Annotated in this window: 21 protein-coding genes; 11 read left to right on the forward strand and 10 right to left on the reverse strand. The window is 76.3% G+C overall.

Annotation, left to right across the window (positions count from 1 at the left end):
- Positions 1-181: 181 nt before the first annotated feature.
- The 3 genes from B4U46_RS31610 to B4U46_RS31620 form a co-directional block, all read right to left on the reverse strand.
- Positions 182-847 (reverse strand): class I SAM-dependent methyltransferase, encoded by a 666-nt coding sequence (locus B4U46_RS31610; RefSeq protein ID WP_079431025.1) that lies wholly within the window; start codon positions 845-847, stop codon positions 182-184.
- Between the two features lie 183 nt (positions 848-1,030).
- Positions 1,031-1,489 carry a hypothetical protein gene (locus B4U46_RS31615; protein ID WP_079431026.1) on the reverse strand — a complete coding sequence of 153 codons (459 nt, stop codon included), beginning with the start codon at positions 1,487-1,489 and terminating at the stop codon, positions 1,031-1,033.
- A 45-nt stretch (positions 1,490-1,534) separates the two neighbouring features.
- The gene (locus B4U46_RS31620; RefSeq protein WP_079431027.1) at positions 1,535-2,302 is read right to left on the reverse strand and encodes a class I SAM-dependent methyltransferase; all 768 of its coding nucleotides are present in this window, start codon (positions 2,300-2,302) and stop codon (positions 1,535-1,537) included.
- 291 nt (positions 2,303-2,593) lie between these two features.
- Here B4U46_RS31620 and B4U46_RS31625 point away from each other — a divergent pair, with 291 nt between their 5' ends.
- From B4U46_RS31625 to B4U46_RS31635, 3 genes are all read left to right on the forward strand, one after another.
- A complete protein-coding gene (locus B4U46_RS31625) occupies positions 2,594-3,769 on the forward strand; it encodes a UDP-N-acetylglucosamine--N-acetylmuramyl-(pentapeptide) pyrophosphoryl-undecaprenol N-acetylglucosamine transferase (protein ID WP_079431028.1) in 1,176 nt (391 codons plus the stop codon).
- Positions 3,770-3,939: 170 nt separating this feature from the next.
- Positions 3,940-4,890 carry an aldo/keto reductase gene (locus B4U46_RS31630; protein ID WP_079431029.1) on the forward strand — a complete coding sequence of 317 codons (951 nt, stop codon included), beginning with the start codon at positions 3,940-3,942 and terminating at the stop codon, positions 4,888-4,890.
- Positions 4,887-5,855 carry a D-2-hydroxyacid dehydrogenase family protein gene (locus tag B4U46_RS31635; protein WP_079431030.1) on the forward strand — a complete coding sequence of 323 codons (969 nt, stop codon included), beginning with the start codon at positions 4,887-4,889 and terminating at the stop codon, positions 5,853-5,855. Before B4U46_RS31630 ends, B4U46_RS31635 begins: the two co-directional genes overlap by 4 nt.
- A gap of 134 nt (positions 5,856-5,989) precedes the next feature.
- Here the strand turns inward: B4U46_RS31635 and B4U46_RS31640 are convergent, their stop codons facing one another.
- The gene (locus tag B4U46_RS31640) at positions 5,990-6,871 is read right to left on the reverse strand and encodes an ABC transporter permease (RefSeq protein ID WP_079431031.1); all 882 of its coding nucleotides are present in this window, start codon (positions 6,869-6,871) and stop codon (positions 5,990-5,992) included.
- Positions 6,868-9,582, reverse strand: coding sequence for an alpha/beta fold hydrolase (locus B4U46_RS31645; RefSeq protein WP_079431032.1), 2,715 nt, complete (start codon positions 9,580-9,582; stop codon positions 6,868-6,870). Before B4U46_RS31645 ends, B4U46_RS31640 begins: the two co-directional genes overlap by 4 nt.
- A 150-nt stretch (positions 9,583-9,732) precedes the next feature.
- Here B4U46_RS31645 and B4U46_RS31650 point away from each other — a divergent pair, with 150 nt between their 5' ends.
- The 3 genes from B4U46_RS31650 to B4U46_RS40420 all read left to right on the forward strand — a co-directional run bounded on the left by B4U46_RS31650 (position 9,733) and on the right by B4U46_RS40420 (position 12,215).
- A complete protein-coding gene (locus B4U46_RS31650; protein ID WP_079431033.1) occupies positions 9,733-11,265 on the forward strand; it encodes an ATP-dependent DNA ligase in 1,533 nt (510 codons plus the stop codon).
- 73 nt (positions 11,266-11,338) lie between these two features.
- Complete coding sequence (locus B4U46_RS31655; RefSeq protein ID WP_079431034.1) at positions 11,339-11,986, forward strand: helix-turn-helix domain-containing protein; 648 nt, start codon at positions 11,339-11,341, stop codon at positions 11,984-11,986.
- Between the two features lie 43 nt (positions 11,987-12,029).
- Entirely contained in the window at positions 12,030-12,215 is a 186-nt protein-coding gene (locus B4U46_RS40420) for a DUF6126 family protein (RefSeq protein ID WP_123995197.1), read from the forward strand.
- On the opposite strand, the gene B4U46_RS31660 is transcribed toward B4U46_RS40420, so the two are convergent.
- Positions 12,130-12,825, reverse strand: a complete 696-nt coding sequence (locus B4U46_RS31660) for a DUF6629 family protein (RefSeq protein WP_079431035.1) — start codon at positions 12,823-12,825, stop codon at positions 12,130-12,132. The two genes, B4U46_RS40420 and B4U46_RS31660, sit on opposite strands and share 86 nt — an antisense overlap.
- Positions 12,826-12,844: 19 nt before the next feature.
- The gene (locus B4U46_RS31665) at positions 12,845-14,410 is read right to left on the reverse strand and encodes an MFS transporter (protein ID WP_079431036.1); all 1,566 of its coding nucleotides are present in this window, start codon (positions 14,408-14,410) and stop codon (positions 12,845-12,847) included.
- A gap of 175 nt (positions 14,411-14,585) precedes the next feature.
- Here B4U46_RS31665 and B4U46_RS31670 point away from each other — a divergent pair, with 175 nt between their 5' ends.
- The 3 genes from B4U46_RS31670 (at position 14,586) to B4U46_RS37670 (ending at position 16,461) form a co-directional block, all read left to right on the forward strand.
- Entirely contained in the window at positions 14,586-15,368 is a 783-nt protein-coding gene (locus B4U46_RS31670) for a hypothetical protein (protein WP_079431037.1), read from the forward strand.
- A gap of 89 nt (positions 15,369-15,457) precedes the next feature.
- Positions 15,458-16,219 carry a hypothetical protein gene (locus B4U46_RS31675; RefSeq protein ID WP_079431038.1) on the forward strand — a complete coding sequence of 254 codons (762 nt, stop codon included), beginning with the start codon at positions 15,458-15,460 and terminating at the stop codon, positions 16,217-16,219.
- Entirely contained in the window at positions 16,216-16,461 is a 246-nt protein-coding gene (locus B4U46_RS37670; RefSeq protein WP_079431039.1) for a hypothetical protein, read from the forward strand. Before B4U46_RS31675 ends, B4U46_RS37670 begins: the two co-directional genes overlap by 4 nt.
- Before the next feature lie 215 nt (positions 16,462-16,676).
- On the opposite strand, the gene B4U46_RS31685 is transcribed toward B4U46_RS37670, so the two are convergent.
- Both B4U46_RS31685 and B4U46_RS31690 read right to left on the reverse strand, forming a co-directional pair.
- Positions 16,677-17,207 (reverse strand): gluconokinase, encoded by a 531-nt coding sequence (locus B4U46_RS31685; protein ID WP_079431040.1) that lies wholly within the window; start codon positions 17,205-17,207, stop codon positions 16,677-16,679.
- Positions 17,208-17,309: 102 nt separating this feature from the next.
- Positions 17,310-19,211: an ABC transporter ATP-binding protein gene (locus B4U46_RS31690; protein WP_079431041.1), complete on the reverse strand. Its 1,902-nt coding sequence runs from the start codon at positions 19,209-19,211 to the stop codon at positions 17,310-17,312.
- Between the two features lie 149 nt (positions 19,212-19,360).
- Here B4U46_RS31690 and B4U46_RS31695 point away from each other — a divergent pair, with 149 nt between their 5' ends.
- Positions 19,361-21,361: an AMP-binding protein gene (locus tag B4U46_RS31695; protein WP_079431042.1), complete on the forward strand. Its 2,001-nt coding sequence runs from the start codon at positions 19,361-19,363 to the stop codon at positions 21,359-21,361.
- On the opposite strand, the gene B4U46_RS36885 is transcribed toward B4U46_RS31695, so the two are convergent.
- A complete protein-coding gene (locus B4U46_RS36885) occupies positions 21,313-23,172 on the reverse strand; it encodes a GNAT family N-acetyltransferase (protein WP_107438361.1) in 1,860 nt (619 codons plus the stop codon). The genes B4U46_RS31695 and B4U46_RS36885 overlap by 49 nt on opposite strands.
- Positions 23,173-23,279: 107 nt before the next feature.
- Between B4U46_RS36885 and B4U46_RS31705 the strand changes: the two genes are divergently transcribed.
- Positions 23,280-23,702, forward strand: a complete 423-nt coding sequence (locus B4U46_RS31705; RefSeq protein WP_079431043.1) for a DUF350 domain-containing protein — start codon at positions 23,280-23,282, stop codon at positions 23,700-23,702.
- Positions 23,703-23,728: the final 26 nt, after the last annotated feature.

Below are 23,728 nucleotides of genomic sequence, written 5' to 3' on the forward strand. Positions count from 1 at the left end.
GGAGCAGGACGATGCTCACAGAGCCGGGCGGCCCAGGAGCGGCGACACGGGGCACGGGGCGCCGTGGTTCACCCGCAGGCCCGATCAGGCCGGGCCCCGTCAGCGGCGCCGCGTGGCTACCCGATCGGGTCGGCCCCCGGCCTACGGGGGCGGGAGCTGGGCCGGGGGCTCCGGCCGGCGCTCACTCCGGGGTGGTCTGGGTGACGCACCACAGCCGGCGCGGCAGAGCGCCCTCCTCGAAGGGGTGGACCTCCCGGAGGGTCCAGCCCTCGGCGAGGGCGTCGACGAGTCCGCGCGGGAAGAAGTGGACGGCGAACCCGCCGTGCTCCCAGATGCCGTCCCCGTGGAAGGTCCCGGCCCGGTAGTGCGCGTCGCCGGTGTGGCGGACGGTGTAGAGGAAGGTGCCGCCTGGCCTCAGCACCCGGCGGACCTCGCCGACCAGAGCGTGGATCTCGCGCGTGGACAGAGCCATGCACAGGAGCATGTGGGCGAACACGCCGTCCACCGAGGCATCGTCCAAGGGCAGGGGCTCGCGCACGTCGTGGACCGCGGTGGCGACCCGCCCGGCCAGCCCCTGGGCGGCGGCCCCCCGGCGCAGCTGCTCCAGGCCGGCCGGGCTGAAGTCGGTGGCCAGCACCTCGAAGCCGGCGCGGGCGAAGTACAGGGCGTCACGGCCGTGCCCCGCACCCAGCTCGAGCACCTGACGGGCACCCTCGGTCCGGAAGACCCCGGCGGCGCGGACCGCCGCCTCCGAGGGCCGCTCGCCGTACATACCGGGATGTGCGCCGTAGGTCCGCTCCCAGTGCTCCCGCTGGCCCTCGGCGAGCCCCTCCCCGGCCTCCGTCATACCGCCATCTCCTTCCGGCCCGCCACCGTGACCGTGCTCCCAGCCTAGGGCCAGCGGCCGCCCTGCTCGGCCTGCGAGGGCCACCGCCGCCGGCTCCGGCCGGTAGCGGTCACCACGCGTCGAGGTGGACCGGTTGAGGGAGGCGTCCGAGGGTCTTTCGTCCGGACCGCTGCGCGACGAGCGTTACGTGGCGCGGGAGTTGCGCAGGAGCCAGGGTGTGGGGTGGAGGGAGGTGACGGGTTCCTTGTAGACCTCGTCCCCGGGCAGCGGGACGACCAGCCACAGGCCGGGCGGGAAGAAACGGCCCCTGGTGTGGGCGAGGCCTCCGTAGACCGAGCGGAGGAAGGCGGGGACCGCGTCGCGGGGGACGTCGTGGAACTCGACGTGGTCCACCGTGATCTTCGCATCGCCCTCGGGGTGCAGGCGGACGCTGACCGCGGGCGTGCCGTCGACTTCGACGAACGCCTCGTGCGGCAGGGAGCCGTCGGGGTCGAGGGTGGCGAAGGGGTCGGCGGCGGTGCGGCGCGAGGTCCGGTCGGCGCCGATGTCGTCGGTGACCGTCGCCGTCCGCCGGTACTCCTCCGCGATCTCGCGGATCGCGCGGACGGCCGACTCGGTCGTCGGGAGACGAGGGGAGTTCATGCAGTGATCATGGCCTAGGTAGCTGGGCGCGGCGGAGCCGGGGCGTCATGCCGCGGCGCGCCGCCGGGCGAGGTGGACGGTGATGTCGGCGACGATCCCGACCGTCGGCGGGAGGGCCCGTGCGATCCGGGCGAAGACCAGCTCCTGTTCCGGGGCCGGCAGCATCAGATAGGCGGAGACGGTCGACAGATGCCCCAGGTAGTCGTGGGCGGTCATGGTCAGGCGGCGTTCGACGGCCGACTGCCGGACGTCGGTGAACCATTCGGACCGCCGGAGTTCCGTACCCGGCCACCGCGGGTCGTACCCAGCGGGCGCGCCGTCCGGGGACGGGGCCTCGTCGCTCTCCAGGAACGGTGCCCGGGCCGCGCGGACGGCCTCCTCCACGTCCGGGTCCGCCAAGTGGACCGGCCCGCCGAAGCAGGCGAAGACCCCGTCCGGCCGCAGCAGGGCGGCCACGCGCGGCCACCGGCCCTCCGGCCGCGTCCAGTGCAGCGCCGCCGCCGCGTACACGGCGTCGTACCGCTCGCCGGGGCGCAGCTCCTCGAAGGCGGCCCGGACCGTGCGGACCGTCGGCGGCGCGTGCCGGCGCAGCTCGGCGAGCATGGCCCGGTCGGGTTCCGTCGCGGTGACGGAGATGCCCCGCGCGGCGAACACGCGGGTCGCCTTGCCCGTTCCGGCGCCGATCTCCAGGGCGGTCCGGACCGGCCGGCCGGCGTAGGCGACGACCAGGTCGGCCAGCGCGTCGGGATAGCCGGGGCGGAACCGTTCGTAGGCCGCCGCCCTCGTCCCGAAGCTCAGTGCGCGATCGGACATGCCGAGCATCCTGACACGCGGACCTCGGTCACCGCGTGACGCGTACCGACTCGGACGGCGAACCGGGCGGCGGCCGCATCCTGAGGCCGGGCCGGCCGTCCCCGGGTCCGACGGCCGCTGGGGCCGCCGGGTCCGGGCCCGGTTCGGCCCGGGCAGCCAGGCGTACCGCGCCCCTGGGGCACCGCGCCGCCGGGCCGACCTCGTGTGCGGCTTCGGAGCGGGGGCACGGGCCACCACCGGGCGGGTGGCCCCGGAGGGAGGTGTTCCCGTAGGGACAGTAGGGTGGGCCGGGTGAACCTTTCTTCCGCGCTTCCGCGTTCCTTCCGGCTGCTCGTCACGGGTGGGGGGACCGGTGGACACACGTACCCCGCCCTGACCGCGATCCGTACCCTCCAGGGCCGACTCGCGGCCGCCGGCGGCACGCTCGACGTGCTGTGGATCGGCACCGCCGACGGTCTGGAGGCGCGGGTCGCACCGGCCGAGGGGATCGCGTTCAAGACCGTCGCCACCGGCAAGATCCGCCGCTCGGCGAACCCGCTGAAGATGCTGTCGGCCGCGAACATGAAGGACATGGCACGGGTCCCGCTCGGCGTGGCCCAGGCCCGGGCCATCGTGTCCGAGTTCGAGCCCGACGTGGTCCTGGCCACCGGCGGCTACGTCGCGGTGCCCGCCGGGCTGGCGGCGCGGCTGTGCAAGCGGCCGCTCGTGCTGCACGAGCAGACCGTGCGCCTCGGCCTCGCCAACCGCAAGCTCGCCGGGTCCGCGACGCGCATCGCCGTGTCCTCGGAGTCCTCGCTCCCGCTGCTCCCCGCCGAGGTCCGCGACCGCGCGGTCGTCACCGGCAACCCGGTCCGCCCCGAGGTGCTGTCCGGGCACCCCGACAAGGCCGTGCACGCGCTGAACCTCGTCGGGTTCGACCGCCGCCTCCCCACCGTCTACGTCACCGGTGGCGCGCAGGGCGCCCAGCAGATCAACGGCGTGGTGCGCGAGGTGCTCCCGTGGCTGCTGAGCCACGCGAACGTGATCCACCAGTGCGGTCCGGCCAACGTCGACGAGCTCCGTTTCGCGGCCGCCGGGCTGGACCCCGTGCTCGCGGGCCGCTACCACGTGACCGGGTTCGTCGGGCCGGAGCTGCCCGACGTGCTGGCGCTCGCCGACATCGTGATCTCCCGCTCCGGCGCGGGCACCCTGGCCGAGCTGACCGCGCTGGGCAAGCCGGCGGTGTTCGTCCCGCTGGCCACCTCGGCCGGCAACGAGCAGGCGCACAACGCCCAGTACCTGGCGGACGCGGGCGCCGCCGTCGCCCTGCTCGGCGAGGTCACCGCGCACGGCCTCGCCGAGGCCGTCGGCCCGCTCCTCACCGACCCCGGCCGGCGCGCCCAGATGGCCGAGCGGGCCCGGGCGTACGGACGGCCGGACGCCGCCGAGCGGCTCGTGGACGTGCTGCTGGCCGCCGCCAACGGCTGATCCGCAACACGGGGGAGGGGCGTCGCCGGGCACTGGGCCGGCGGCGCCCCTCCGCGCTGACACACGGTGTTCACGTCCCGGAGCCGCAGGCCGGGTCCGCCGACCGGACGGTATGCCTAGACTGGCCGCTCGTCGATCATGCAACCGATGAGTGTGGAGGACGGTCCGTCATGCGCTATCTCCCCCTGGGCAGTTCAGGTCTCCTGGTCTCCGCGGTAGGCCTCGGCTGCAACAACTTCGGCGGCCGCCTCGACCTCCAGGCCACCCGGGCCGTCGTCGACGCCGCCCTCGACTCCGGCATCACCCTGCTCGACACCGCCGACATCTACGGCGGCCAGGGCGGCTCCGAGCGCCACCTCGGCCAGGCCCTCAAGGGCCGCCGCGACCAGGTGGTCCTCGCCACCAAGTTCGGCTACGACGGCGTCGACATGGGCTACGGGCCCGCCGCCGGCGCCCGCGGCGGCCGCGGCTACATCCGGCGCGCCGTCGAGGAGTCCCTGCGCCGCCTGGAGACCGACCACATCGACCTGCTCCAGCTGCACAGCCCCGACCCGGCCACGCCCATCGCGGAAACCCTCGCGGCGCTCACCGAACTCGTCGCCGAGGGCAAGGTCCGCTACATCGGCCACTCCAACTTCAGCGGCTGGCAGCTCGCCGAAGCCGCCCACACCGCCCGCGAGACCGGCGCGGTGCCCTTCGTCTCGGCCCAGAACGAATGGTCGCTCCTGCAGCGGTCGGCCGAACGCGAACTGGTCCCCGCCGCCCGCCACTACGGCCTGGGCGTCCTGCCCTACTTCCCCCTCGCCAACGGCCTGCTCACGGGCAAGATCCGCCGCGGCGCGCCGGTCCCGCCCGGCTCCCGCCTCGACGGCCGCGACTCCTACCTCACCGAGGAACGCCTCGACACCGTCGAAGCCCTGGCCGCGATCGCTGAGAAGCACGGCCGTACGGTGCTGGAGCTCGCCATCGGCTGGCTCTCCGCCCAGCCCGGCTGCGCCTCCGTCATCGCCGGCGCCACCTCCGCCGAGCAGGTACGCGCCAACGCGGCCGTCGCCGACCGCCCGCTGGACGCGCAGCTGCTGGGCGAGATCGACGCCGTCGCCCAGGCCCACGCCGGATGACCGCCCCCCTGCGCTGCGCGGTGCTGGACGACTTCCAGGGGGTGGCCACCACCCTCGCGGACTGGTCGCCCGTCACCGCGCGGGGCGTCGAGGTGGTCACCTACCGCGACCACCTCGCCGACGAGGACGAACTCGCCGCCCGCCTGGCCGGTTACGACATCCTCGTCACCCTGCGCGAACGCGTCCCGTTCCCCGCGAGCCTGCTGGAGCGGCTGCCCCGCCTCAAGCTGCTCGTGGCCAGCGGCATGCGCAACTCCGTCATCGACCACGCCGCCGCCGAACGGGCCGGCGTCACGGTGTGCGGCACCGCCAGCTCCTCCACCCCGCCCGTCGAGCTCACCTGGGCCCTGCTCCTCGGCCTCGCGCGCGGGATCGTCACGGAGAACACCGCCCTGCGCGAGGGCGGCCCCTGGCAGCAGACCGTGGGCGCCGACCTCCACGGCCGCCGCCTCGGCCTGCTGGGCCTGGGCAAGACGGGCAGCCGCGTGGCCCGGATCGGGCTCGCCTTCGGCATGGAGGTCACGGCCTGGAGCCAGAACCTCACCAAGGAGCGGGCCGACGCCGAAGGGGTCTCCCTGGCCCCGTCGAAGGAGGCGCTGCTGGCGGACAGTGACTTCGTCTCGGTCCACCTCGCCCTCGGCGAACGCACCCGGGGGCTGATCGGCGCGGCCGAGCTGGCCCTGATGCGGCCAACCGCCTACCTGGTGAACACCTCCCGGTCCGCGATCGTGGACCAGGAGGCGCTGGCCCAGGCCCTGCGCGCCGGGCGGCTCGCGGGAGCCGGCCTGGACGTCTTCGACACCGAGCCGCTGCCCGCGGACGACCCGCTGCGCACCGCACCGAACCTGCTGGCGACCCCGCACCTCGGCTACGTCACCCGGGCCAACTACACCACGTACTACGGGGAGGCGGTCGAGGACGTCCTCGCCTTCCTCGACGGCGCACCCGTCCGCGTCCTGACCTAGGGCCTGTCGTCAAAGTCCCGTCGTCGCCCGTCGCGGGGCAGACGGGAATTTGACGACAGGCCCTGGCACCGGACGCACCGAGGGCCCTCCCCGCCACGGCCGGGAGGGCCCCCGGCCCGGGTGCGCGGCGGTCCTCAGGACACGATGTCCTTGCGGGAGAAGCCGCGGAACGCGAGGGCGAACAGCACCAGCGCGTACGAGACCGACACCACCGCCCCCTTGGCCATCCCGCCCCATTCCAGCTGCGGCTGCAGGGCGTCCGCCCAGGCGAACTGCCAGTGCGCGGGCAGGAACTCCCGCCACGACCCGAGCGCGGTCACCGCGTCCAGCACGTTCCCCACGATCGTCAGCCCGACCGCCCCGCCGACCGCGCCCAGCGGCGCGTCCGTCCGCGTCGACAGCCAGAACGCCAGCCCGGCCGTGACCAGTTGCGACACGAACACGAAGGCCACCGCCAGCGCCAGCCGGGGCACCGTGTCCGCGGCCGCGAGGGCCCCGCCCGCGGGCAGCTTCAGCGGCCCCCACCCGTACGCGGCCGTGCCCGCCGCCAGGGCCACCACCGGCAGCAGCACGATCGCGGCGAGGCTGAACCCCAGCGCCACCACCAGCTTGCTCCACAGCAGCCGGGCCCGGGGCACCGGCGAGGCCAGCAGATAGCGCAGCGAGGACCAGCTCGCCTCCGAGGCCACGGTGTCCCCGCAGAACAGGGCCACCGGCACCACCAGCAGGAACCCGGCCGACACGAACAGGCAGGTCGCGGCGAAGTTCGCACCGGAGGCCGTGGCGGTGTCGATGAAGCTGACCCGGCCGTCGCTGCCGCCCCGCCCGTTGTCCGCCCCGCCCACCGCGAAGGCGATGATCATGACGAACGGCAGTGCGGCCAGCACCCCGCCCATCACCAGCGTCCGCCGCCGGCGCCACTGCCGCAGCGCCTCCACCCGCAGCGGCAGCGTCCGCCCCGGCCGGTAGCCGGGGGCGGTCTCCCCGGCGGGTGCCGAAGTCCGTACGGCGCTCATGCCGCACCTCCGATCAGGGTCAGGAAGGCGTCCTCCAGCCGGCGGTGCGGCCCCACCGCCGTCACCGGCAGCTCCAGCCGTACGAGTTCGGCGATCAGGGCGGCGGGCGTCGCACCGTCGAGCCGTACGAGGAGCCCCTCGTCGGCGGGCACCACGGAGGCGACGCCCTCCAGCGCCGCGACCTTGCCCACGGCCGCCTCGTCCACCGGTCCACCGAGCGCGACCAGCAGGGTGTCCCCGCCGCCGGTGATCTCGGCGACCGGACCGGCCTGCACCAGCCGCCCGCGGTCCATGACCACCAGATGGGTGCAGGACTGCTCCACCTCCGACAGCAGGTGGCTGGAGACGATGACCGTCCGCCCGCCCGCGGCGTAGCGGATCATCACGTCGCGCATCTCCCGGATCTGCGGCGGGTCCAGACCGTTCGTCGGCTCGTCCAGGATCAGCAGGTCCGGCAGCCCCAGCATCGCCTGGGCGATCGCGAGCCGCTGGCGCATGCCCTGCGAGTACGTGCGCACCGCGCGCTCCAGGGCGTCGCCGAGGCCGGCGATCTCCAGGGCCTCGGCCAGGTGAGCGTCCTCGGCGGGGCGGCCGGTGGCCTGCCAGTACAGCTCCAGGTTGGCCCGGCCGCTCAGGTGCGGCAGGAACCCGGCGCCCTCCACGAACGCGCCGACCCGCGACAGCACCGGCGCCCCGGGGCGGATCGCGTGCCCGAACACCCGGATCTCCCCGGCGTCCGGCGTGATCAGGCCCATCAGCATCCGCAGCGTGGTGGTCTTCCCGGCCCCGTTGGGCCCCAGCAGACCCAGCACCTGGCCCCGCTCCACCCGGAAGGACAGGTCCCGCACGGCGTACCGGTCCTGGGACTTCGCGTAGCGCTTCGTCAGACCGGTGATGTCGAGCGGTACGCCGGCCAGTTCCGGTTCCGGCGCCGCCGCACCGGCCCGGCTCCCGCCGGTGCGGCGGATCCCGAGCAGCGCGGCGGCCAGCGCCACCGCGCCCAGCGGCAGCCACCAGATCCAGCCGGGCAGACCGGCGGTGGCGGTCCGCACTCCGGCGGCGACGGGCACCTGGAGCGGTTCGTGCACCGAGACGGTGTACGAGGCGGGCTCTGCCGGGGACGCGTAGCCCAGGTCGGTGGCCGCGACCACCAGCCGCAGCCGGTGCCCGGCCTGGAAGGCGTGGTCGACGGCGGGCAGCCGCAGCTGCACGCTGCGGCCCTGCCCGGCGTCCGTCACCCGGACGGGGGCCACCAGCTGGCTCGGCAGCACCTGCTGGCGCCCGTCGGGCCCCACGTCGTACAGCTTGCCGAACAGCACGGCCGAACCGTCCGCAGCCGTCGACCTCAGGTTCAGGGTGATGGTCGGGGTGCCGGTGACCCGGACCTCCTCGGCCAGCGGCTCCGACTCGAAACGGGCGTTCTGCCCGGGGAAGTCCAGGGAGAACCCGGTCCCGAGGGAGGCCAGCTGCCCGCCGATCCCGGGCAGCGCCGACAGCGCCGGCGGGGCCCCGCCCGCCGGGTTCTGGAAGGTCTGCTCGGGCCCGGCAAGGTGATACGGCCGTGGCTCCGGTACCAACCCGGGATAGCGGTCGCCGCTCGCGCCGCGCACCATGATCCGCCCGTCGGTGGAGTCGACGCCGCCGGTGCGCGAGACACGGAAGGCCGGGCCGGTGTCCGCGCCCGCGTCATCCTTGAGATAGCGGTCGAACCAGGCCTCCACCCGGGACTCGACCCGGCCGGACTCGCCCATGCCGCCGTCGTGCCCGCCGGCCGCCCAGTCCACGGCCACCGGCGCGCCGTTCGCGGAGATGGCCCTGGCCATGGCGTCGGCCTGGTCCAGCGGGAACAGGGAGTCGTCCTGCCCCTGCACGATCAGCGCCGGAACCCTGATCCGGTCGCCCACGGCCGAGGGGCTGCGCCGCTCCAGCAGGGCGCGCGCCTCGGCGTCGGGCTTCCCCACCACCGCGACCCGCTCGTACATGGCGCACAGCTGCGGCTCGAACCGTCCGCAGCCCGGGGCCGCCGGGGGTCCCGCCGCGACTGCCGGGCCGCCGGCCTGCTGGAGGCCGTCAGCCGCACCGCTGGTGAAGAAGATCCCGGCCCAGAGCTTCTTGAACACGCCCTGCGGGAACAGGGCGTCCGCGAGGTTCCAGTACGTGATCTGCGGGGCGATCGCGTCCACCCGCCGGTCGTACCCGGCGGCCAGCAGCGCCACGGCCCCGCCGTAGGAGGCGCCGGCCACGCCCACGCGCGGGTCGCCGGCCGCGTCCAGCCGGACCTCGGGCCGGCGGGCCAGCCAGTCGACGAGCGCCGAGACGTCCTTGACCTCGTGCTCGGGGTCGTTCAGCCCGATCTTCCCGCCGGAGCGGCCGAAACCGCGCGCCGACCAGGTCATGACCGCGTACCCGTCGCGGGCCAGGCGTTCGGCCTGGGCGCGGACGTCGTCCTTGCTGCCGCCGAAGCCGTGGCCCAGGAGGACGGCCGGACGGCGTTGCGTGGTGTCGCCGGCCGTGAAGAAGGAGGTGTCGATGCCGGTGGGACCGCCTGCGTCCGTACCGGGCATCCGCAGGACCTGGTCCTGGCGGTGCACGGCCGGCCCTTCCCCGGAAGCGGCCGCGGCCGTCCAGGTGCCGGCGCCCGCGAGCACCGCGAGGGCGGCGGCACCGGCGAGCAGGCGGTCCCGGGGCCGCCGGGGGAGTCGGAGCTTCATAGGGGAACCCTAAGGGCCGTGATCTCCTTCCCCGAGCTCCCTCAGGGGGAGCCCCGCCCCTTCTCCAGGAGTACCCGCGCGGCCCCGCGTACCGCACCCGCGGTAGGCGCCGGGCTGCGGGGCGGCCCCGGCGGCGGCAGGATGGGGCGCATGCTGCTGGCCGAGGTCGCGCGCGTGTCCCGGGAGGTCGCCGAGACCTCCGCCCGGTCGCGCAAGACCGCCCTGCTCGCGGAGCTCTTCGCGGCCGCGCCCGCCGACGAGGCCGGCCTGGTCATCGCCTACCTCTCCGGCCGCCTGCCGCAGGGCCGCCCGGGCATCGGCTGGCGCACCCTGGCCGAGGACACCGGGCCGGCGGCGGAGCCCACCTTGACCGTACGGGCCGTCGACGCGGCCGTGGCCGAGCTGGCCGCCGTCTCCGGCCCGGGGGCGCAGGCCGAGCGCCGCCGGATCGTGGCCGCCCTGCTGGGCGCCGCCACCGCGCCCGAGCAACGGTTCCTGCGCAGCCTGCTCTCCGGGGAGGTGCGCCAGGGCGCGCTGGACGCGGTGGCCCTGGAGGGGGTCGCGGCCGCCGCCGGGGTGCCGGCGGCCGACCTGCGCAGGGCGGTGATGCTGGACGGCTCGCTGCCCCGGGTGGCGGCCGCGGTACTGGCCGAAGGGGCCGCGGCGCTGAGCGGGGTGGCCCTGCGCATCGGGCAGCCCGTCCAGCCGATGCTGGCCGGGACCGCCCGCTCGCTGGAGGACGCCCTGCGCGCGCTCGGGCCGTGCGCGGTGGAGGAGAAGCTCGACGGGATCCGGGTCCAGGTCCACCGGGAGGGCGGGGAGGTCCACGTCTACACCCGCTCCCTGGACGAGATCACCGCCCGGCTGCCCGAGGTCGTCGAGCTCGCCCTGAGCCTGCCCGGGGAGCGGTTCATCCTGGACGGGGAGGTCATCGGGCACGACGCCGCCGGGCGGCCGGTCCCGTTCCAGGAGATCGCGAGCCGCGTCGGCTCCCGCGTGGACGTGGACGCCGCACGGCGGACCCTCCCCGTCGGCGCGTTCTTCTTCGACGTGCTGGCCCTCGGCGAACGGGTCCTGCTGGACCTGCCGGTCCGTGACCGGTACGCCGCCCTGGCCGGCCTCGTCCCGCAGGCCGCGCGGGTCCGCCGGCTGGTGGTGGAGGACCCGGCCGCCCAGGAGGAGCGGGCCCGGGAGTTCCTGGCCGAGACCCTGGGCCGGGGGCACGAAGGGGTCATGGCCAAGGGTCTCGGCTCCCCGTACGCGGCGGGCCGGCGCGGCAAACAGTGGCTGAAGGTCAAACCCGTGCACACCCTCGACCTGGTGGTGCTCGCCGCCGAATGGGGCCACGGCCGCCGCACCGGCCTGCTGTCGAACCTGCACCTGGGCGCCCGCGCCGCCGACGGGAGCTTCGCCATGCTCGGCAAGACGTTCAAGGGCCTCACCGACGAGATGCTGCGCTGGCAGACCGAGCGGCTGCGCGAGCTCGCCGTGGAGGACGACGGGTTCACCGTCCGGGTCAGGCCGGAGCTGGTCGTGGAGATCGCCTACGACGGCCTCCAGCGCTCCCCGCGCTACCCGGCCGGGGTGGCCCTGCGCTTCGCCCGGGTCCTGAGGCACCGCCCCGACAAGGCGCCGGGGGAGGCCGACACGGTGGAGACGGTGCTGGAGCAGCGCCGCGGCTGACCTGGGGACGGGGGAATTTGCCTCAGAGGCAAGGAAGATTGCCAGCGGGGCAAGATTCTGGCTCAATCGGGACATGACCCCCCGTCCCGAGGACCCCCCGGACACCGAGGCCCCACAGGCCCCCGGCGGCGCCGAAGAGCTGCCCGCCGTGGCCCCGCAGCTGCGCGAACTGCGCCGGCGCGCCGGGCTCACCCTGGAGGCGGCCGCAGCCAGGGCCCGGCTGTCGCCCGCGCACCTGTCGCGGCTGGAGACCGGTCGGCGCCAGCCCTCGCTGCCGCTGCTGCTCGGACTCGCCCGCACCTACGGTACGACCGTCTCCGAACTGCTCGGCGAGACCCAGGGAGTCGCCGATCCCATCGTACGGGCCGGCGGTCCCGGGGCCCGCGAGGCCGACGGGTGGACGTACTGGCAGGCCGGGGGCTCCGGGCGGGGCATGCAGGCGCTGCGCGTGCACGTCCCTCCGGGACGCAGCCAGGGCGAGCTGGTGCGCGTCCATCCCGGAGAGGAGTGGCTGTACGTGCTCGGCGGGCGGCTGCGGCTGCACCTGGGGGAGGCCGAGCACCTGCTGGAGCCGGGGGACAGCGCCCACTTCGACTCGCTGACCCCGCACCGGATCGGCGCGGCCGGTCCCGGCGGGGCGGAGCTGCTGTTCGTCCACACGCTGTTGCAGAGCAGCCTCGCCGGGATGTGCCTCGGCGGCACCGCCAAGCACCACCCCTAGCCGTCATAGCCGCCACCGCTGATCAGCCGAGGAGCCAGCCGTCATGCCGTCCCGAGGAGAGAACATGTCCACCACGCCCGAACAGAAGGCCCCGCTCGGCGTCTTCCGGCGCTTCGAGTCCAAGTTCCCGCGCGGCCTGGTCATCAGGCTGATCGCGTACCTCTTCGTGGGTCACCTCTTCGCGTTCTTCGTCTACCTGCTCTTCGTCCTGGGCGGCCGGAACCAGTAGCGGGCGCCGCCCGCCGGACCCAGCCCAGCACCAGCAGCGACGCCACCGCCGCGAAGGCGCACCAGGTGGAGGCGAACTCCAGCCGCCACAGCGCCGCGCACACCGCCGCCCCCGCGGCCAGCACCGCGCCCAGCACCCGCAGCGCGCGGTCCCCGGAGAGCAGCAGGGAGCCCAGGACGGCGTACAGGTACCCGGCCAGGACCAGCGGCGCGTACGGCACGTCCACCGCGTAGCCCAGCACCCGCCCCCGCACCTCGGCGGACACCGGCCGCACGGCCAGGCAGTACGCCAGCACCGCGGCGGTGGCCAGACCGACGGCCGCCGGCCCCCACAGCCGGCGCCGGCCCCCGGGCGCTACGGCGAGCAGCACCCCGAACGGCACCCACACCGCCGGCACGGGCAGGGCGATCACCGCCCAGGCCGTGGTGGCCGGACCGCAGCCGCCGCCCGCGTCCCAGACGGCGGCCTCGACCAGCTGGTGCGCGCCCAGCAGCAGCGGCAGCGCGGCCACAGGCAGGTCCCGGACCCGCCGCACCCGCACCAGGCACACCACCCCGGCGGTGGCCACGGCCCCGCCCGCCGCCAGGTCCGCCGACGCGCTCCAGCACACCGAAGGCCTCCGGGACCGCTCAGGGGGCGGGCTCCTGGGGGTGCTCCGCCGCGTGCGGGTGCTCCAGCGGAGGGGAGCCGACCGCGCAGGAGGTCCGGCACTCCGGATGGCAGGCCCCGGGTGAGGGGGAGCGCACGGTCGCCCACGCCAGGGCCGCGCCGGCCACCAGCAGCCCCGCGCACCAGGCCATCGCCCGCCCGTAGGCCGCATCGAAGGCGCCGGCCGACAGGTAGGCGTCCGGGCCCATCCCGGCCAGCAGCGGCAGCGCGGCCACCGCCAACAGCCCCGCCGCCCGTGCGGCGGCGTTGTTGATGCCGCTGGCCAGGCCCGCCCGGCCGGGATCCAGCGAGGCCAGCACGGTCGCGGTCAGCGGCGCGACCAGGGCGGCCATGCCCGCGCCGAGCACCACCATGGCGGGCAGCACGTCCCCGGCGTACGAGGCGTGCGGCCCCACCCGCAGGCTCAGCAACATCCCGGCGGCGCACAGCAGCGGTCCCACCGTCAGCGGGATCCGCGGCCCGATCCGCTCGCCCAGCGCCCCCGCGCGGGCCGACAGCAGCAGCATCAGAACGGTGGTCGGCAGCAGCGCGGCCCCCGCGCCGAGGGCCGAGTACCCGGACACCACCTGGAGCTGGAGCACGATGAGGAAGAAGAACCCGCCGAAGGCCGCGTACACGCACAGGGTGACCAGGTTGACGGCCGTGAACTGGCGGGAGGCGAACACGTCCGGCGGCACCATCGGATGCGGCCGCCGCCGCTCCACGTACACGAACGCGGCCGCCAGCAGCACCCCGGCCACCCCCGCCCCGATCACGGCCCCGGTCGCGGAACGGGCCTCGATCAGCGCGTACGTGATCAGGGCCAGGGCCGCCGCCCCGAGCACCGCGCCGAGCACGTCGAACCGCCCCCCGGCCTGCGGATCCCGTGACTCCGGAACGTGCCGCAGCGCCACCGGCACGCACAGCGCGGCCACCGGCACGTTGAGCAGGAACACCCACCGCCAGCCCGGCCCGTCCACCAGCCAGCCGCCGAGGAAGGGCCCTACGGCCGCGCCCACGCCCCCGAACCCCGACCACAGGCCCACCGCCCGGGCCCGGTCGTCGGACCGGATCGAGCCCTGGATCAGCGCGAGCGACCCGGGGGTCAGCAGGGCCCCGCCGACGCCCTGGAGGGCCCGGGCACCGATCAGCACCCCGGCGCCCGGGGCGATACCGCACAGCAGGGAGCCGACCGCGAACCACACCACCCCGACGACGAAGATCCGGCGCCGCCCGAACCGGTCGCCGAGCGCCCCGCCGACCAGGATCAGCCCGGCCAGGGTCAGCAGGTAGGCGTTCACGGTCCACTGGAGCACCGCGAGATCGGCGCCGAGGTCGCGCCCGATGCGGGGGAGGGCGACGTTGACCACGGTCGAGTCCAGCAGGGCCATCGCGGACCCGAGCACGGTGGCCAGCAGCACCCACCGCCCCCGCGCGGACCGCAGCACCACCCCCGGCTCCGCACCGGAGACGGGGGAGACGGGGGAGGCCGGCGGCGGCGGTGACGTACCGGGGCGGGGCACGGGTTCACCGGGTAGGGCGCTCATCCCTCCAGGCTGACCCGCCCGCCCCCGAAGGTCCAGCGGGCCACTGCGGCGGCCTCGGACCCGGCGCCGGCACGGCGGGCGCCGCCCCCGGCATTCGGGTGGCGGGCGGCAACGCGTCCGCGCGTTCCCCGCGACCTGCCCGGGGGGCCGAGCGGGCCGACGTACCGTGCCGGGCATGACGCCGCAGATCGAGGCATTCATGCGCACCGCCGACCCGGAGGCGGTCTGGGCGGTGGGCTCGGCGGACACCGTCCACGCCGCCCGTCCCGGCCCGCCGGGCGACTGGGACACCCCCCTCACCGCCGACGCCCTCACCCCGGCCCTCGCCCTCTGGCCCGTCCTCGGCACCCTCGTGGCCCAGGGGGAGCTGGCCCTGCACACCCCCCTCACGGCCTACGGGCAGCCGCCCGCCACCGGAGCGCCCGCCGGCACGACCACCCACCAGCTGCTCACGCGCGGCGAGGGCCCGGCCGCCCCCGCCGCCCTCACCGCCCTCGCCGAACGGCTCGCCGGCGCCCCCCTCGGCGACTGCGCCGCGACCCGGATCTGGCAGCCGCTCGGCATGACCCGCACCCGCCTCGCCGAAGGCGCCCTGCACACCACCCTGGCCGACCTCGCCCGGTTCCTGCGCCACCTGCTGTCCCCGGCCGGCCACCCCGTCCCGCGCGCCTGGACCGCCGAGTCCCTGCGCATCCGCACCGGGGAGCTCACCCCCGCCCGCGGCCTGCTCTGGCACCCCGCGCCCGCCGGCGTCTGGTCCCACCACCCCCCGTCCGGCCCCGGCCCCGCCCTGTGGGTCGCCCCGCGCCAGGACCGCTGGGCCGTCCTGATCCCGGGCCCCGCCGCCGGATCCGCCTCCCGGCTGCGCACCGCCTTCCGGGAGGCGGCCTTCACCCGCGCGAGCCTGACCGAACCGGCCCTGACCGAACCGGCCCTGACCGGCGGCCCACCCTCGTAGCGCAGTCGGAGCGCGCCGCTCGCGGGGCCGTCGTACGGTGAGGGCGTCAGCCGTCCGCAGCCGCCGTACCGAGCCCCCGCGAGGAGCCCATGTCCGACGCCGTGACCGCGCCGGCCGCCGACCCGGACGTCGACACGCTCGACGCCCTGTGCCGGGAACTGGCCGAGGCCGCCGACGCCGTGGGCGAAGCCGCCCGGTACGCCTCCGGGCTCGCGTTCGGCGCGCGCCTGCCCGCCGGGGCCCTCGTGGCCCGCAGCAGCCGCCGGCGCCGCGCCTGGCGGACCCTGCTGCGCACCCTCACCGACCCGGCCGGCCTCGGCTGGGCCCCGCGCGGCCGGGGGGTGGCCCGGGCCGGATGGTTCGCCGGGATCCTGGCCCGGCGGGAGAACCTGGCCGTCAGCGCGGCCGTCTGCGGACTGAAGGCCCGGATCCGGGTGGCGACCGCGGGCCGGCCCGAACTCCTCGCGGACCCCGGCTGCGCCGCCGTGCTGCGGGCGGTGGACGGCGGGCGGCAGGCCGACGCCGCCCGCGCCTTCCGGCGCATCCTGCGCGAGCGGGGCACCGGGCCGGCGTTCACCCTGCTCGCCCCGGCCTTCGCGGACATCCTCGCCTGGCACGCGCTGACGGACGAGAACCCCTTCAACGACCACGCCGGCTGGCAGGTCGCCACCGGACGGGCCGTCACCGCCGAACCGCTGCTGGGCCTCGGCGCCGCCGTACGGGCCTTCTGCGCACGCGAACCGGGCGGCGGCGGCCGGGACCCCGGCCGGGTCGCCTCCGGGGAACCCGGCACGCCCGGCACCCCCGCCGACCACGGCCGCACCTCCCCGTCCCCCTGGAGCACCCCGTGACCTGCCGCCCCCCGCGCCCCGCCCCGTCCGCACCCGCCGACGGCCTGCGCGGCCACTGCACCGTCCTGCGCAGCCACGCCCGGCGGCTGCGCGCGGGTGCGGCGGCGCTGGAGTGGCGCGGACCGCAGGCCGACGCCCTCCGCGCGGAGGTGGCGGCGCTGGCCGACCGCTGCGCCCGGGCGGCCGACGGCTTCGCCCTCGCGGCGGCCCAGCTCGACGGACCGGATCCCCGGCGGTCTTGACCCGGGTGAGGGGGCCTCGGAGGGGGCGGGCCGGCTACCTGACCGTCGAGCTCCCCGAGGGCGACGGGGCCGCCGGGGCGCGTGAGCGGCTCGGGGCGCGGATCGAGCGGCTGCCCGGCCTCGGGGCCGTCTTCACGTGCACGTGGAGGACGTGCACGTGAAGACGGGCCGCGGGGTCCCGCCCGCCGGAACGCCGGCTCCGGCCGGGAGGCCCGTCACGGCGCGGTTCCCCCGCTCCCCGGCGCGCGCAGGGCGGCGAGCGCCCGTCCGGTGATCTCCTCGGGGGTGCCCGACACCTCGACGGCGAATCCCGGCTCGTCCGCGCCGAGCGGTTCGAGCGCGGCGAACTGGGAGTCCAGCAGGGAGACGGGCATGAAGTGCCCCGTCCGGGCGGCCATCCGCGCCCCGATCAGCGGCCGCCCTCCCGTGAGGTGGACGAACACCACGCCCACCCCCGGTGCGGCGGCCCGCAGCCGGTCGCGGTGCGCCCGCTTGAGGCAGGAGGCGGCCACCACCCCGCCCTCCCCGCCCCGGTCCCGGACCCACGCGCCCACGGCGTCCAGCCACGGCCACCGGTCGGCGTCCTCCAGCGGGATCCCCGCCGACATCCGGGCCACGTTGGCCGCCGGGTGGAAGGAGTCCCCCTCGGCGTACGGGACGCCGAGGGCGTCCGCGAGCAGCCGGCCAACCGTCGACTTGCCCGTCCCGGCCACGCCCATCACCACGATGACGCCCCGGGGGTCCATGCCGTACCTCGCCGTCCTCACCGTCCTCGCCGTCGCACCGTCTTCGCCGGGTACCACTCAAGCGCACCCCCGGCCGCGTCCCGGCGCCGGGGCGGCCGTGGCTCAGCCCGTCGCGGCCGTGCCCCGCGTCGCGAACTGGGTGCGGTACAGCTCCTCGTAGCGCCCGCCCGACGCCAGCAGCTCGGCGTGGGTGCCGCGTTCCACGATGCGGCCCTCCTCCACCACCAGGATCAGATCGGCGGCCTGCACGGTGGACAGCCGGTGCGCGATCACCACCGCCGTCCGCCCCGCCAGCGCCTCGGCCAGCGCCTCCTGGACGGCCGCCTCGGAGGTGGAGTCCAGATGGGCGGTGGCCTCGTCCAGGATCACCACCCGCTGCCGGGCCAGCAGCAGCCGGGCGATGGTCAGCCGCTGCCGCTCCCCGCCCGACAGCCGGTAGCCGCGCTCGCCGACCACGGTGTCCAGGCCGTCCGGGAGGGAGGCGACCAGGCCGTCGAGGCGCGAGCGGCGCAGGGCCTCCCACAGGTCCTCCTCGGCCGCACCGGGCCGGGCCAGCAGCAGGTTGGCCCGTACCGACTCGTGGAACAGGTGCCCGTCCTGGGTGACCATGCCCAGGGTGTCGCGGATCGAGTCCGCCGTGAGGTCGCGCACGTCGATCCCGCCCAGGCGCACCGCGCCCGCGTCGGCGTCGTAGAGGCGGGGGAGCAGCTGGGCGATGGTGGACTTGCCGGCGCCGGAGGAGCCGACCAGGGCGATCATCTGGCCGGGTTCGGCACGGAAGGACACCTCGTGCAGCACCTGCGTGCCGCCGCGGGCGTCGAGGACGGCCACCTCCTCCAGGGAGGCCAGCGAGACCTTGTCGGGGGAGGGGTAGCCGAAGGAGACCCGGTCGAACTCCACCGCCACGGGGCCCTCGGGCACCCGGCGGGCGTCCGGCTTCTCGGCGATCAGCGGCTTCAGGTCCAGGATCTCGAAGACCCGCTCGAAGCTGACCATCGCGCTCATCACCTCGACGCGGGCCCCGGCCAGCGCGGTCAGCGGGGCGTACAGCCGGGTCAGGAGCAGGGCCAGGGCGACGACCGAGCCCGCCTCCAGGCCGCCGCGCAGGGCGTAGTAGCCGCCCAGGCCGTAGACCAGGGCCAGGGCCAGCGCCGAGACCAGGGTGAGGGCCGTGATGAACGCCGACTGGGCCATCGCCGTACGGATGCCGATGTCCCGGACCCGGGCCGCGCGGGCCGCGAACTCGGCCGACTCGTCGGCGGGCCGCCCGAACAGCTTGACGAGGGTGGCGCCGGGCGCGGAGAACCGTTCCGTCATCTGCGTGCCCATCGCCGCGTTCAGCGCCGAGGCCTCCCGCTGCATCCCGGCCATCCGGGTGCCCATCCGGCGGGCCGGCAGGACGAACACCGGCAGCAGCGCCAGTGCCAGCAGGGTGATCTGCCACGAGATGCTCAGCATCACCCCCAGGGTCAGCAGCAGGGTCACCACGTTGGACACCACCCCGGACAGGGTGTTGCTGAACGCCCGCTGGGCACCGATCACGTCGTTGTTGAGCCGGCTGACCAGGGCGCCCGTCCGGGTCCGGGTGAAGAAGGCCACCGGCATCCGCTGGACGTGGTCGAAGACCGCCCGGCGCAGGTCGAGGATCAGGCCCTCCCCGAGCGTCGCGGAGAGCTTGCGGGTCAGCAGGCCCAGCCCCGCCTCGGCCACCGCGATCACCGCGATCAGCAGCGCGAGCCGGGTCACCTCCCCGGTGTCGCCGTCGCCGCCCGCCTTCGCCCCCTGGACGATCGCGTCCACGATCCGGCTGGCCAGCAGCGGGGTGGCCACCGCCAGCAGCGCGCCCACCACGCTGAGCAGCAGGAAGAAGGTCAGCCCGCGCCGGTGCGGGCGGGCGAAGGCGGCGATCCTGCGCAGGCTCGCCGGGGAGAACGGGGGCCGGTCGCCCTGCTGGGCGTTGATCGCGCTGTGCAGCGAATGCCAGGCGGTGACTTCCATGTCCATGACCCCCACGGTAGAACCTCGACCAAACTTCAGGTCAAGGGACCGGCGCAGGACCACCCGCCGGGGTCCGCCCCCGGTCAACTCCCGCTGACGGGAGGGATTTCCGGGAACGCCCGGCACGCCGCGGGCCCGGTGGCATCATCGGGGGAATGACGCAGGCATCGTCCTCCGCCGGCCCCGGCCGGCCCGCCGCCGACACCGTCCTGGAGCGCTTCGAGCAGTGGGCCCGCGACACCCCCGGGGCCCCCGCCGTCATCACACCGGGCGGTCCCCTCTCCTACGCCGGACTCGACACGGCCGCCAACCGGCTCGCCCACCACCTCCTCGCCCGGCGACTGCCCGGCGGCGCCCGCATCGCCATCGCCCCCACCCGCCGCGAGGAGACCGTCCTCGCCCTCCTGGCCTCCCTCAAGGCGGGCGCCGCCTACGCCCTGGTCGACCCCGCCGACACCCGCACCGCGCGCGACCAGCTCCTCGCCCTGGCGCCCGACCTGCTGCTCACCGACGCCGCGGGCGCGGCCCGCCTGGACCTGGGCAAGGGCTTGCCGGCCCTCCTCGCGGACGCGGAGGCCGAGGCGATCGCGGCCGGGCCGGGCCACCCTCCGGCCCGCGCCGCGCAGCCCGCCCCGGCGGCAATCCTGTTCACCGCGACCGCCGTGCCCCGCCCCGTCCCCGTCGGCCACGCCCTGCTCCTCGCCGCCCACGAGGCCTGGGCCCAGCTCGCCCGCCTGACCCCCGAGGACCGCCACCTGTTCACCGGCGGCCCGGACCTCACGGCCTTCGCCGCCGGCTGGACCCGCGCCCTGTGCGCCGGAGGCGCCCTCGTCCTGCCCCAGGGCCCGGCCTGGACGCCCGCCGAGATACCGGAAGCCGTCTCGGAGTACGAGGTCAGCGCACTGCACACCGACCCCGGGGGTGCCCTGCGCCTCCTCGACCGCAGCCTCGACCCGGCCGGCGCCGCCCGCCGGGGCCGGCGCGAACCCGCGCCGCGGCTGTCGGCCCTGCGTCTGCTCACCGTCACCGGCGACCGGCTCTACCTCGACCAGCAGACCGCCCTCCAGGACCGGCTCCGCCCGGGCGCCCGCGTCCTCGGCGTCTACGGCCCCACCGAGGCGGCCGGCGCCGGCACCTGGTTCGAACTGCCGCAGCTGCCCCGCCTCCTGGACGAACCCGAACGGCTCTCCCTGCTGGGCACCCCGTTCCCCGGCAGCCGCGTCGAACTGCGGGCCGGGGAGCTGCTCCTGACTCCGCCGGGCGGCGGCGAGGCCCTGGCCACCGGGGACCTGGCCGTGCTCCGCCCGGACGGGCTGCTGGAGTTCGCCGGACGCCTGCGCGACCGGATCACCCTCGCCGACGGCAGCCCCCTCGACCCGCATCCGGCCGAGTCCGCCCTGCGCACCCACCCCGGCGTCGGCGCCGCCGTCCTGACCCCCGTCGGCAGTCGCGGCAACACCCGGCTCGTCGCGTACGTCGCCCCGCCCCCCGACGGCTCCGGCCGGGACGGCAACGGCGCCCCCGTGGACGCCGACGGGCTCCGCGAACACCTCGCGGGCCGGGTGCCGTCCGCCGCGATCCCGGTCCGCGTCGTGCGTCTGCCCACCCTGCCCCGCACCCGGGCGGGCCAGGAGGACCGGGCGGCGGTCCCGCAGCCCCCGCAGCCGGGGGCCCGGCCCGTGGGCGGCGGCAAGTACGGGGCGTCGGCGGGCGGGGAGCTGCCCGGCTGCTTCGGCTTCGGCTGCGCGGCGGTGCCGCTGACCGTGGTCGCCCTGTTCGCCACCGACCTGATCTGGCCCGGCTCCACCGACCTCACCGGGGTGCCCGGCCCGTGGTCGTTCCTTTTCTCCGTCCTGTACCTCTTCGAGTGCTCGGCCTTCGCCGCGGGCCTGCTGTTCCTGTTCGCGGGCCGCCGGCGGATGTCGCGCCCGGGACCGGGCCGGCGCCTGACGGCCGCCGCCCACCTGGCCGTGGCCTACCTGCTGCTGGCCTGGTGGCCGCAGGACAACCTCTACCGGCTCGCGGCCAAGCACGACTGGCCGCGGCAGGCCGCCCTCGTCTACTCCTTCAACATCCCGCTGATGATCGCCGCTCTGATCGTGGCCGTCTACCTCACCCGTCGGCCCGCCGCCCCGCCTTCCGGCTCCGACGGCTGACCCCGCTCCCCGGCGGCGAAGTCCTCGCCCACCGCCCGGGCCCGCTCCCGGACCAGCGCCCCGGCCGCGTCCAGCACCTCCCGGCTGTGCGCAGCCACCAGCACGCCCAGCCACGGCGCCGGGTCGAACGCCCCCGTCGGGATCGCCGGCACGAACACGGCCCCGAGAGCGGCGCAGTCCCGCGCCAGGGCGCCGCACACCTCCTCCAGCTGGGCCTCCGGCAGCCGGGCGCCCAGCTCCACCCGGTCCGCGATCCGCACCAGGTGCCCCGCACCGCGCAGCGCGTCGAGCCGGGCAGCCACCATGAACGCCACCGACGGGCCGGTGAGCCGCAGGTTCGCCTCGGTCGGCGCGAGCCGCCCCGCCGTGTCCACCACGAAGTCCACGTCGAACCAGCCCCGGTGGCCGGCCGCGGCCAGCTCCCGGCCCACCGCCGCCCCGAACCCCAGCAGCGGCCCCTCCAGGTGCGCGGGCACCACCCCCGGGCCCACCGTGGCACCGCGGTAGCCCCCGCCGGCCACGTCCATCAGCGCCGCCCCGACCCGGTGCGGGTGGCCCTCGCCGTCCACGAACCCGTCGTAGGTCAGATCCCGTGGTGCGTCCGCGTCCGCGTCCGCGCCCGCGTCCGCCGGGCCGTGCACGTACTCCTCCACCAGCAGCGGGCCGCGCGGCAGCCGCCCCCGCAGCGCCCGGGCCCCGCCGGCCGCCCGGAGCAGCCCGGGCGTCACCAGGGTGGTGCCCGAACCCCCCACACCGTGCTCCGATTTGAGAACGGTGCTCTCGCCCGCCCGGGCCCGAGCCGCCGCCCGGCGCACCGCCGCCCGGCGCGATCCCGTCCGCCACTGCGCGGGCAGGGTGACCTCCGGATGGCCCCCGTCCGCCAGGATCCGGGCGAACAGGGCGTGGGCCGCGGACTTCGACTCGTACCGCAGCGCGTCCGGCCGCCACGGCAGACCGGCGAGCCGCGCGTACGGCTCCGTCAGCCCCCACGGTACGAGCGGCAGCCCGGCTCCCCTGACCCGCCCGGCCAGCGCCGGCCGGGCCAGCACCGCCTCCGACAGGCCCGGGCCCGGCCCGGCCAGAGCGTCGTACACCTCCACCTCCGGCCCCCAGCCCAGTGCGCGCCCGACCGCACCGGCCCACCAGCGGGGCACCGGCCGCGGCAGGACCAGCGCGGCCGGACGGGGGCTGTAGAAGGCGGCCAGGCAGGAGTAGTCGTGCGCGGCCCGCTGTCCGCGGCCGAGGGAGGCGTCGGCGAACTGGGCATTGAACTCGGCGACGTTGCCCACGTGCACCGCCGCGCCCCCGCCCGTCCAGGCCCGCGCCCACCGCGCGAGCGGGGCGGGCGCCACCGTGAACCGGACCAGCCCCGGCGGTGAGCCCGCCGCCGGGACCGCGCCCATCGCCCGGTAGAAGCCCGCCGCATGGGGGTCGGCGTCGATCAGCAGCCGCCGCGACCCCAGCGCGGCGGCCCGCCGCACGGCGTCCAGGTACAGCAGCCGCCCCACACCCCGGCCGATCACGGACGGCTCCACGAACAGCAGCCCCAGCCGCGCCGTCCGGGGCCCGTCACCGGCCTCGCCCCCCGCGCCCGCGTCGACGTCCTCGAGGGAGGCGACGCCCAGCAGTTCCCCGCGTGCGCTCTCGGCCACCACGATCCGCCGGACCGTGAGCTCCTCCTCCCCGACCCGCAGTTCCTGCGCGCACGCCGCGAGGAACCGCGCGCCGTAGCCCCAGTGCGCCTTGGACCGCCTGATCAGCGCGGTCAGCGCCGCCGCCTCTCCGGGCCGCGCGGGCCTGACCTTTGCCATCTCCTGACCTCCCCATGGTCCGGGGCTGGGCCGTGCGATAGATTCGGCCTCCCCTCGGCTCGTCCTTGGCACATCCTTGTCCACCCCCGCGTCAGACAGGCTTCTCCATGAGCGACATCGTCAACGGACTCGGCCGTACGACCGCCTACGGCGCCCTCGGACTGGTCCTGCTGATCCTCGGTATCGTGCTGGTGGACGTGCTGACCCCCGGGAAGCTCCCCAGGCAGATCTGGGAGGAGCGCAACCGCAACGCGGCCCTGCTGCTCAGCTCCGCGCTCCTGGGCATCGGCGGCATCGTCTTCACCTCGATCTGGACGACGTACGAGGACTTCGGCAAGGGCCTGCTGTCCACGGCGGCCTTCGGCCTGCTCGGCCTGGTCCTGATGGCCGTGGCCTTCCTGGTGCTGGACCTGGTGACCCCGGGCAAGCTCGGCGCCATCGTGGTCGACCCCGAGCCGCACCCGGCCGTCTGGGTCACCGCCTGCTGCAACCTCGCCGTCGCCGCGATCGTGGCCGCCTCCATCGCCTGACCCCCGGCGGCGGCCGCCGCGTTCAC

It is taken from the genome of Streptomyces katrae (assembly GCF_002028425.1).
Classification (GTDB): domain Bacteria; phylum Actinomycetota; class Actinomycetes; order Streptomycetales; family Streptomycetaceae; genus Streptomyces; species Streptomyces katrae_A.

What these genes read in the sequence shown, in the direction of transcription:
- B4U46_RS31610 (WP_079431025.1), bottom strand. Translation starts at nt 847, where the DNA reads ATGACGGAGGCCGGGGAGGGGCTCGCCGAGGGCCAGCGGGAGCACTGG.
- B4U46_RS31615 (WP_079431026.1), bottom strand. Translation starts at nt 1,489, where the DNA reads ATGAACTCCCCTCGTCTCCCGACGACCGAGTCGGCCGTCCGCGCGATC.
- B4U46_RS31620 (WP_079431027.1), bottom strand. Translation starts at nt 2,302, where the DNA reads ATGTCCGATCGCGCACTGAGCTTCGGGACGAGGGCGGCGGCCTACGAA.
- B4U46_RS31630 (WP_079431029.1), top strand. Translation starts at nt 3,940, where the DNA reads ATGCGCTATCTCCCCCTGGGCAGTTCAGGTCTCCTGGTCTCCGCGGTA.
- B4U46_RS31635 (WP_079431030.1), top strand. Translation starts at nt 4,887, where the DNA reads ATGACCGCCCCCCTGCGCTGCGCGGTGCTGGACGACTTCCAGGGGGTG.
- B4U46_RS31640 (WP_079431031.1), bottom strand. Translation starts at nt 6,871, where the DNA reads ATGAGCGCCGTACGGACTTCGGCACCCGCCGGGGAGACCGCCCCCGGC.
- B4U46_RS31645 (WP_079431032.1), bottom strand. Translation starts at nt 9,582, where the DNA reads ATGAAGCTCCGACTCCCCCGGCGGCCCCGGGACCGCCTGCTCGCCGGT.
- B4U46_RS31650 (WP_079431033.1), top strand. Translation starts at nt 9,733, where the DNA reads ATGCTGCTGGCCGAGGTCGCGCGCGTGTCCCGGGAGGTCGCCGAGACC.
- B4U46_RS31655 (WP_079431034.1), top strand. Translation starts at nt 11,339, where the DNA reads ATGACCCCCCGTCCCGAGGACCCCCCGGACACCGAGGCCCCACAGGCC.
- B4U46_RS40420 (WP_123995197.1), top strand. Translation starts at nt 12,030, where the DNA reads ATGCCGTCCCGAGGAGAGAACATGTCCACCACGCCCGAACAGAAGGCC.
- B4U46_RS31665 (WP_079431036.1), bottom strand. Translation starts at nt 14,410, where the DNA reads ATGAGCGCCCTACCCGGTGAACCCGTGCCCCGCCCCGGTACGTCACCG.
- B4U46_RS31670 (WP_079431037.1), top strand. Translation starts at nt 14,586, where the DNA reads ATGACGCCGCAGATCGAGGCATTCATGCGCACCGCCGACCCGGAGGCG.
- B4U46_RS31675 (WP_079431038.1), top strand. Translation starts at nt 15,458, where the DNA reads ATGTCCGACGCCGTGACCGCGCCGGCCGCCGACCCGGACGTCGACACG.
- B4U46_RS31685 (WP_079431040.1), bottom strand. Translation starts at nt 17,207, where the DNA reads ATGGACCCCCGGGGCGTCATCGTGGTGATGGGCGTGGCCGGGACGGGC.
- B4U46_RS31690 (WP_079431041.1), bottom strand. Translation starts at nt 19,211, where the DNA reads ATGGACATGGAAGTCACCGCCTGGCATTCGCTGCACAGCGCGATCAAC.
- B4U46_RS31695 (WP_079431042.1), top strand. Translation starts at nt 19,361, where the DNA reads ATGACGCAGGCATCGTCCTCCGCCGGCCCCGGCCGGCCCGCCGCCGAC.
- B4U46_RS36885 (WP_107438361.1), bottom strand. Translation starts at nt 23,172, where the DNA reads ATGGCAAAGGTCAGGCCCGCGCGGCCCGGAGAGGCGGCGGCGCTGACC.
- B4U46_RS31705 (WP_079431043.1), top strand. Translation starts at nt 23,280, where the DNA reads ATGAGCGACATCGTCAACGGACTCGGCCGTACGACCGCCTACGGCGCC.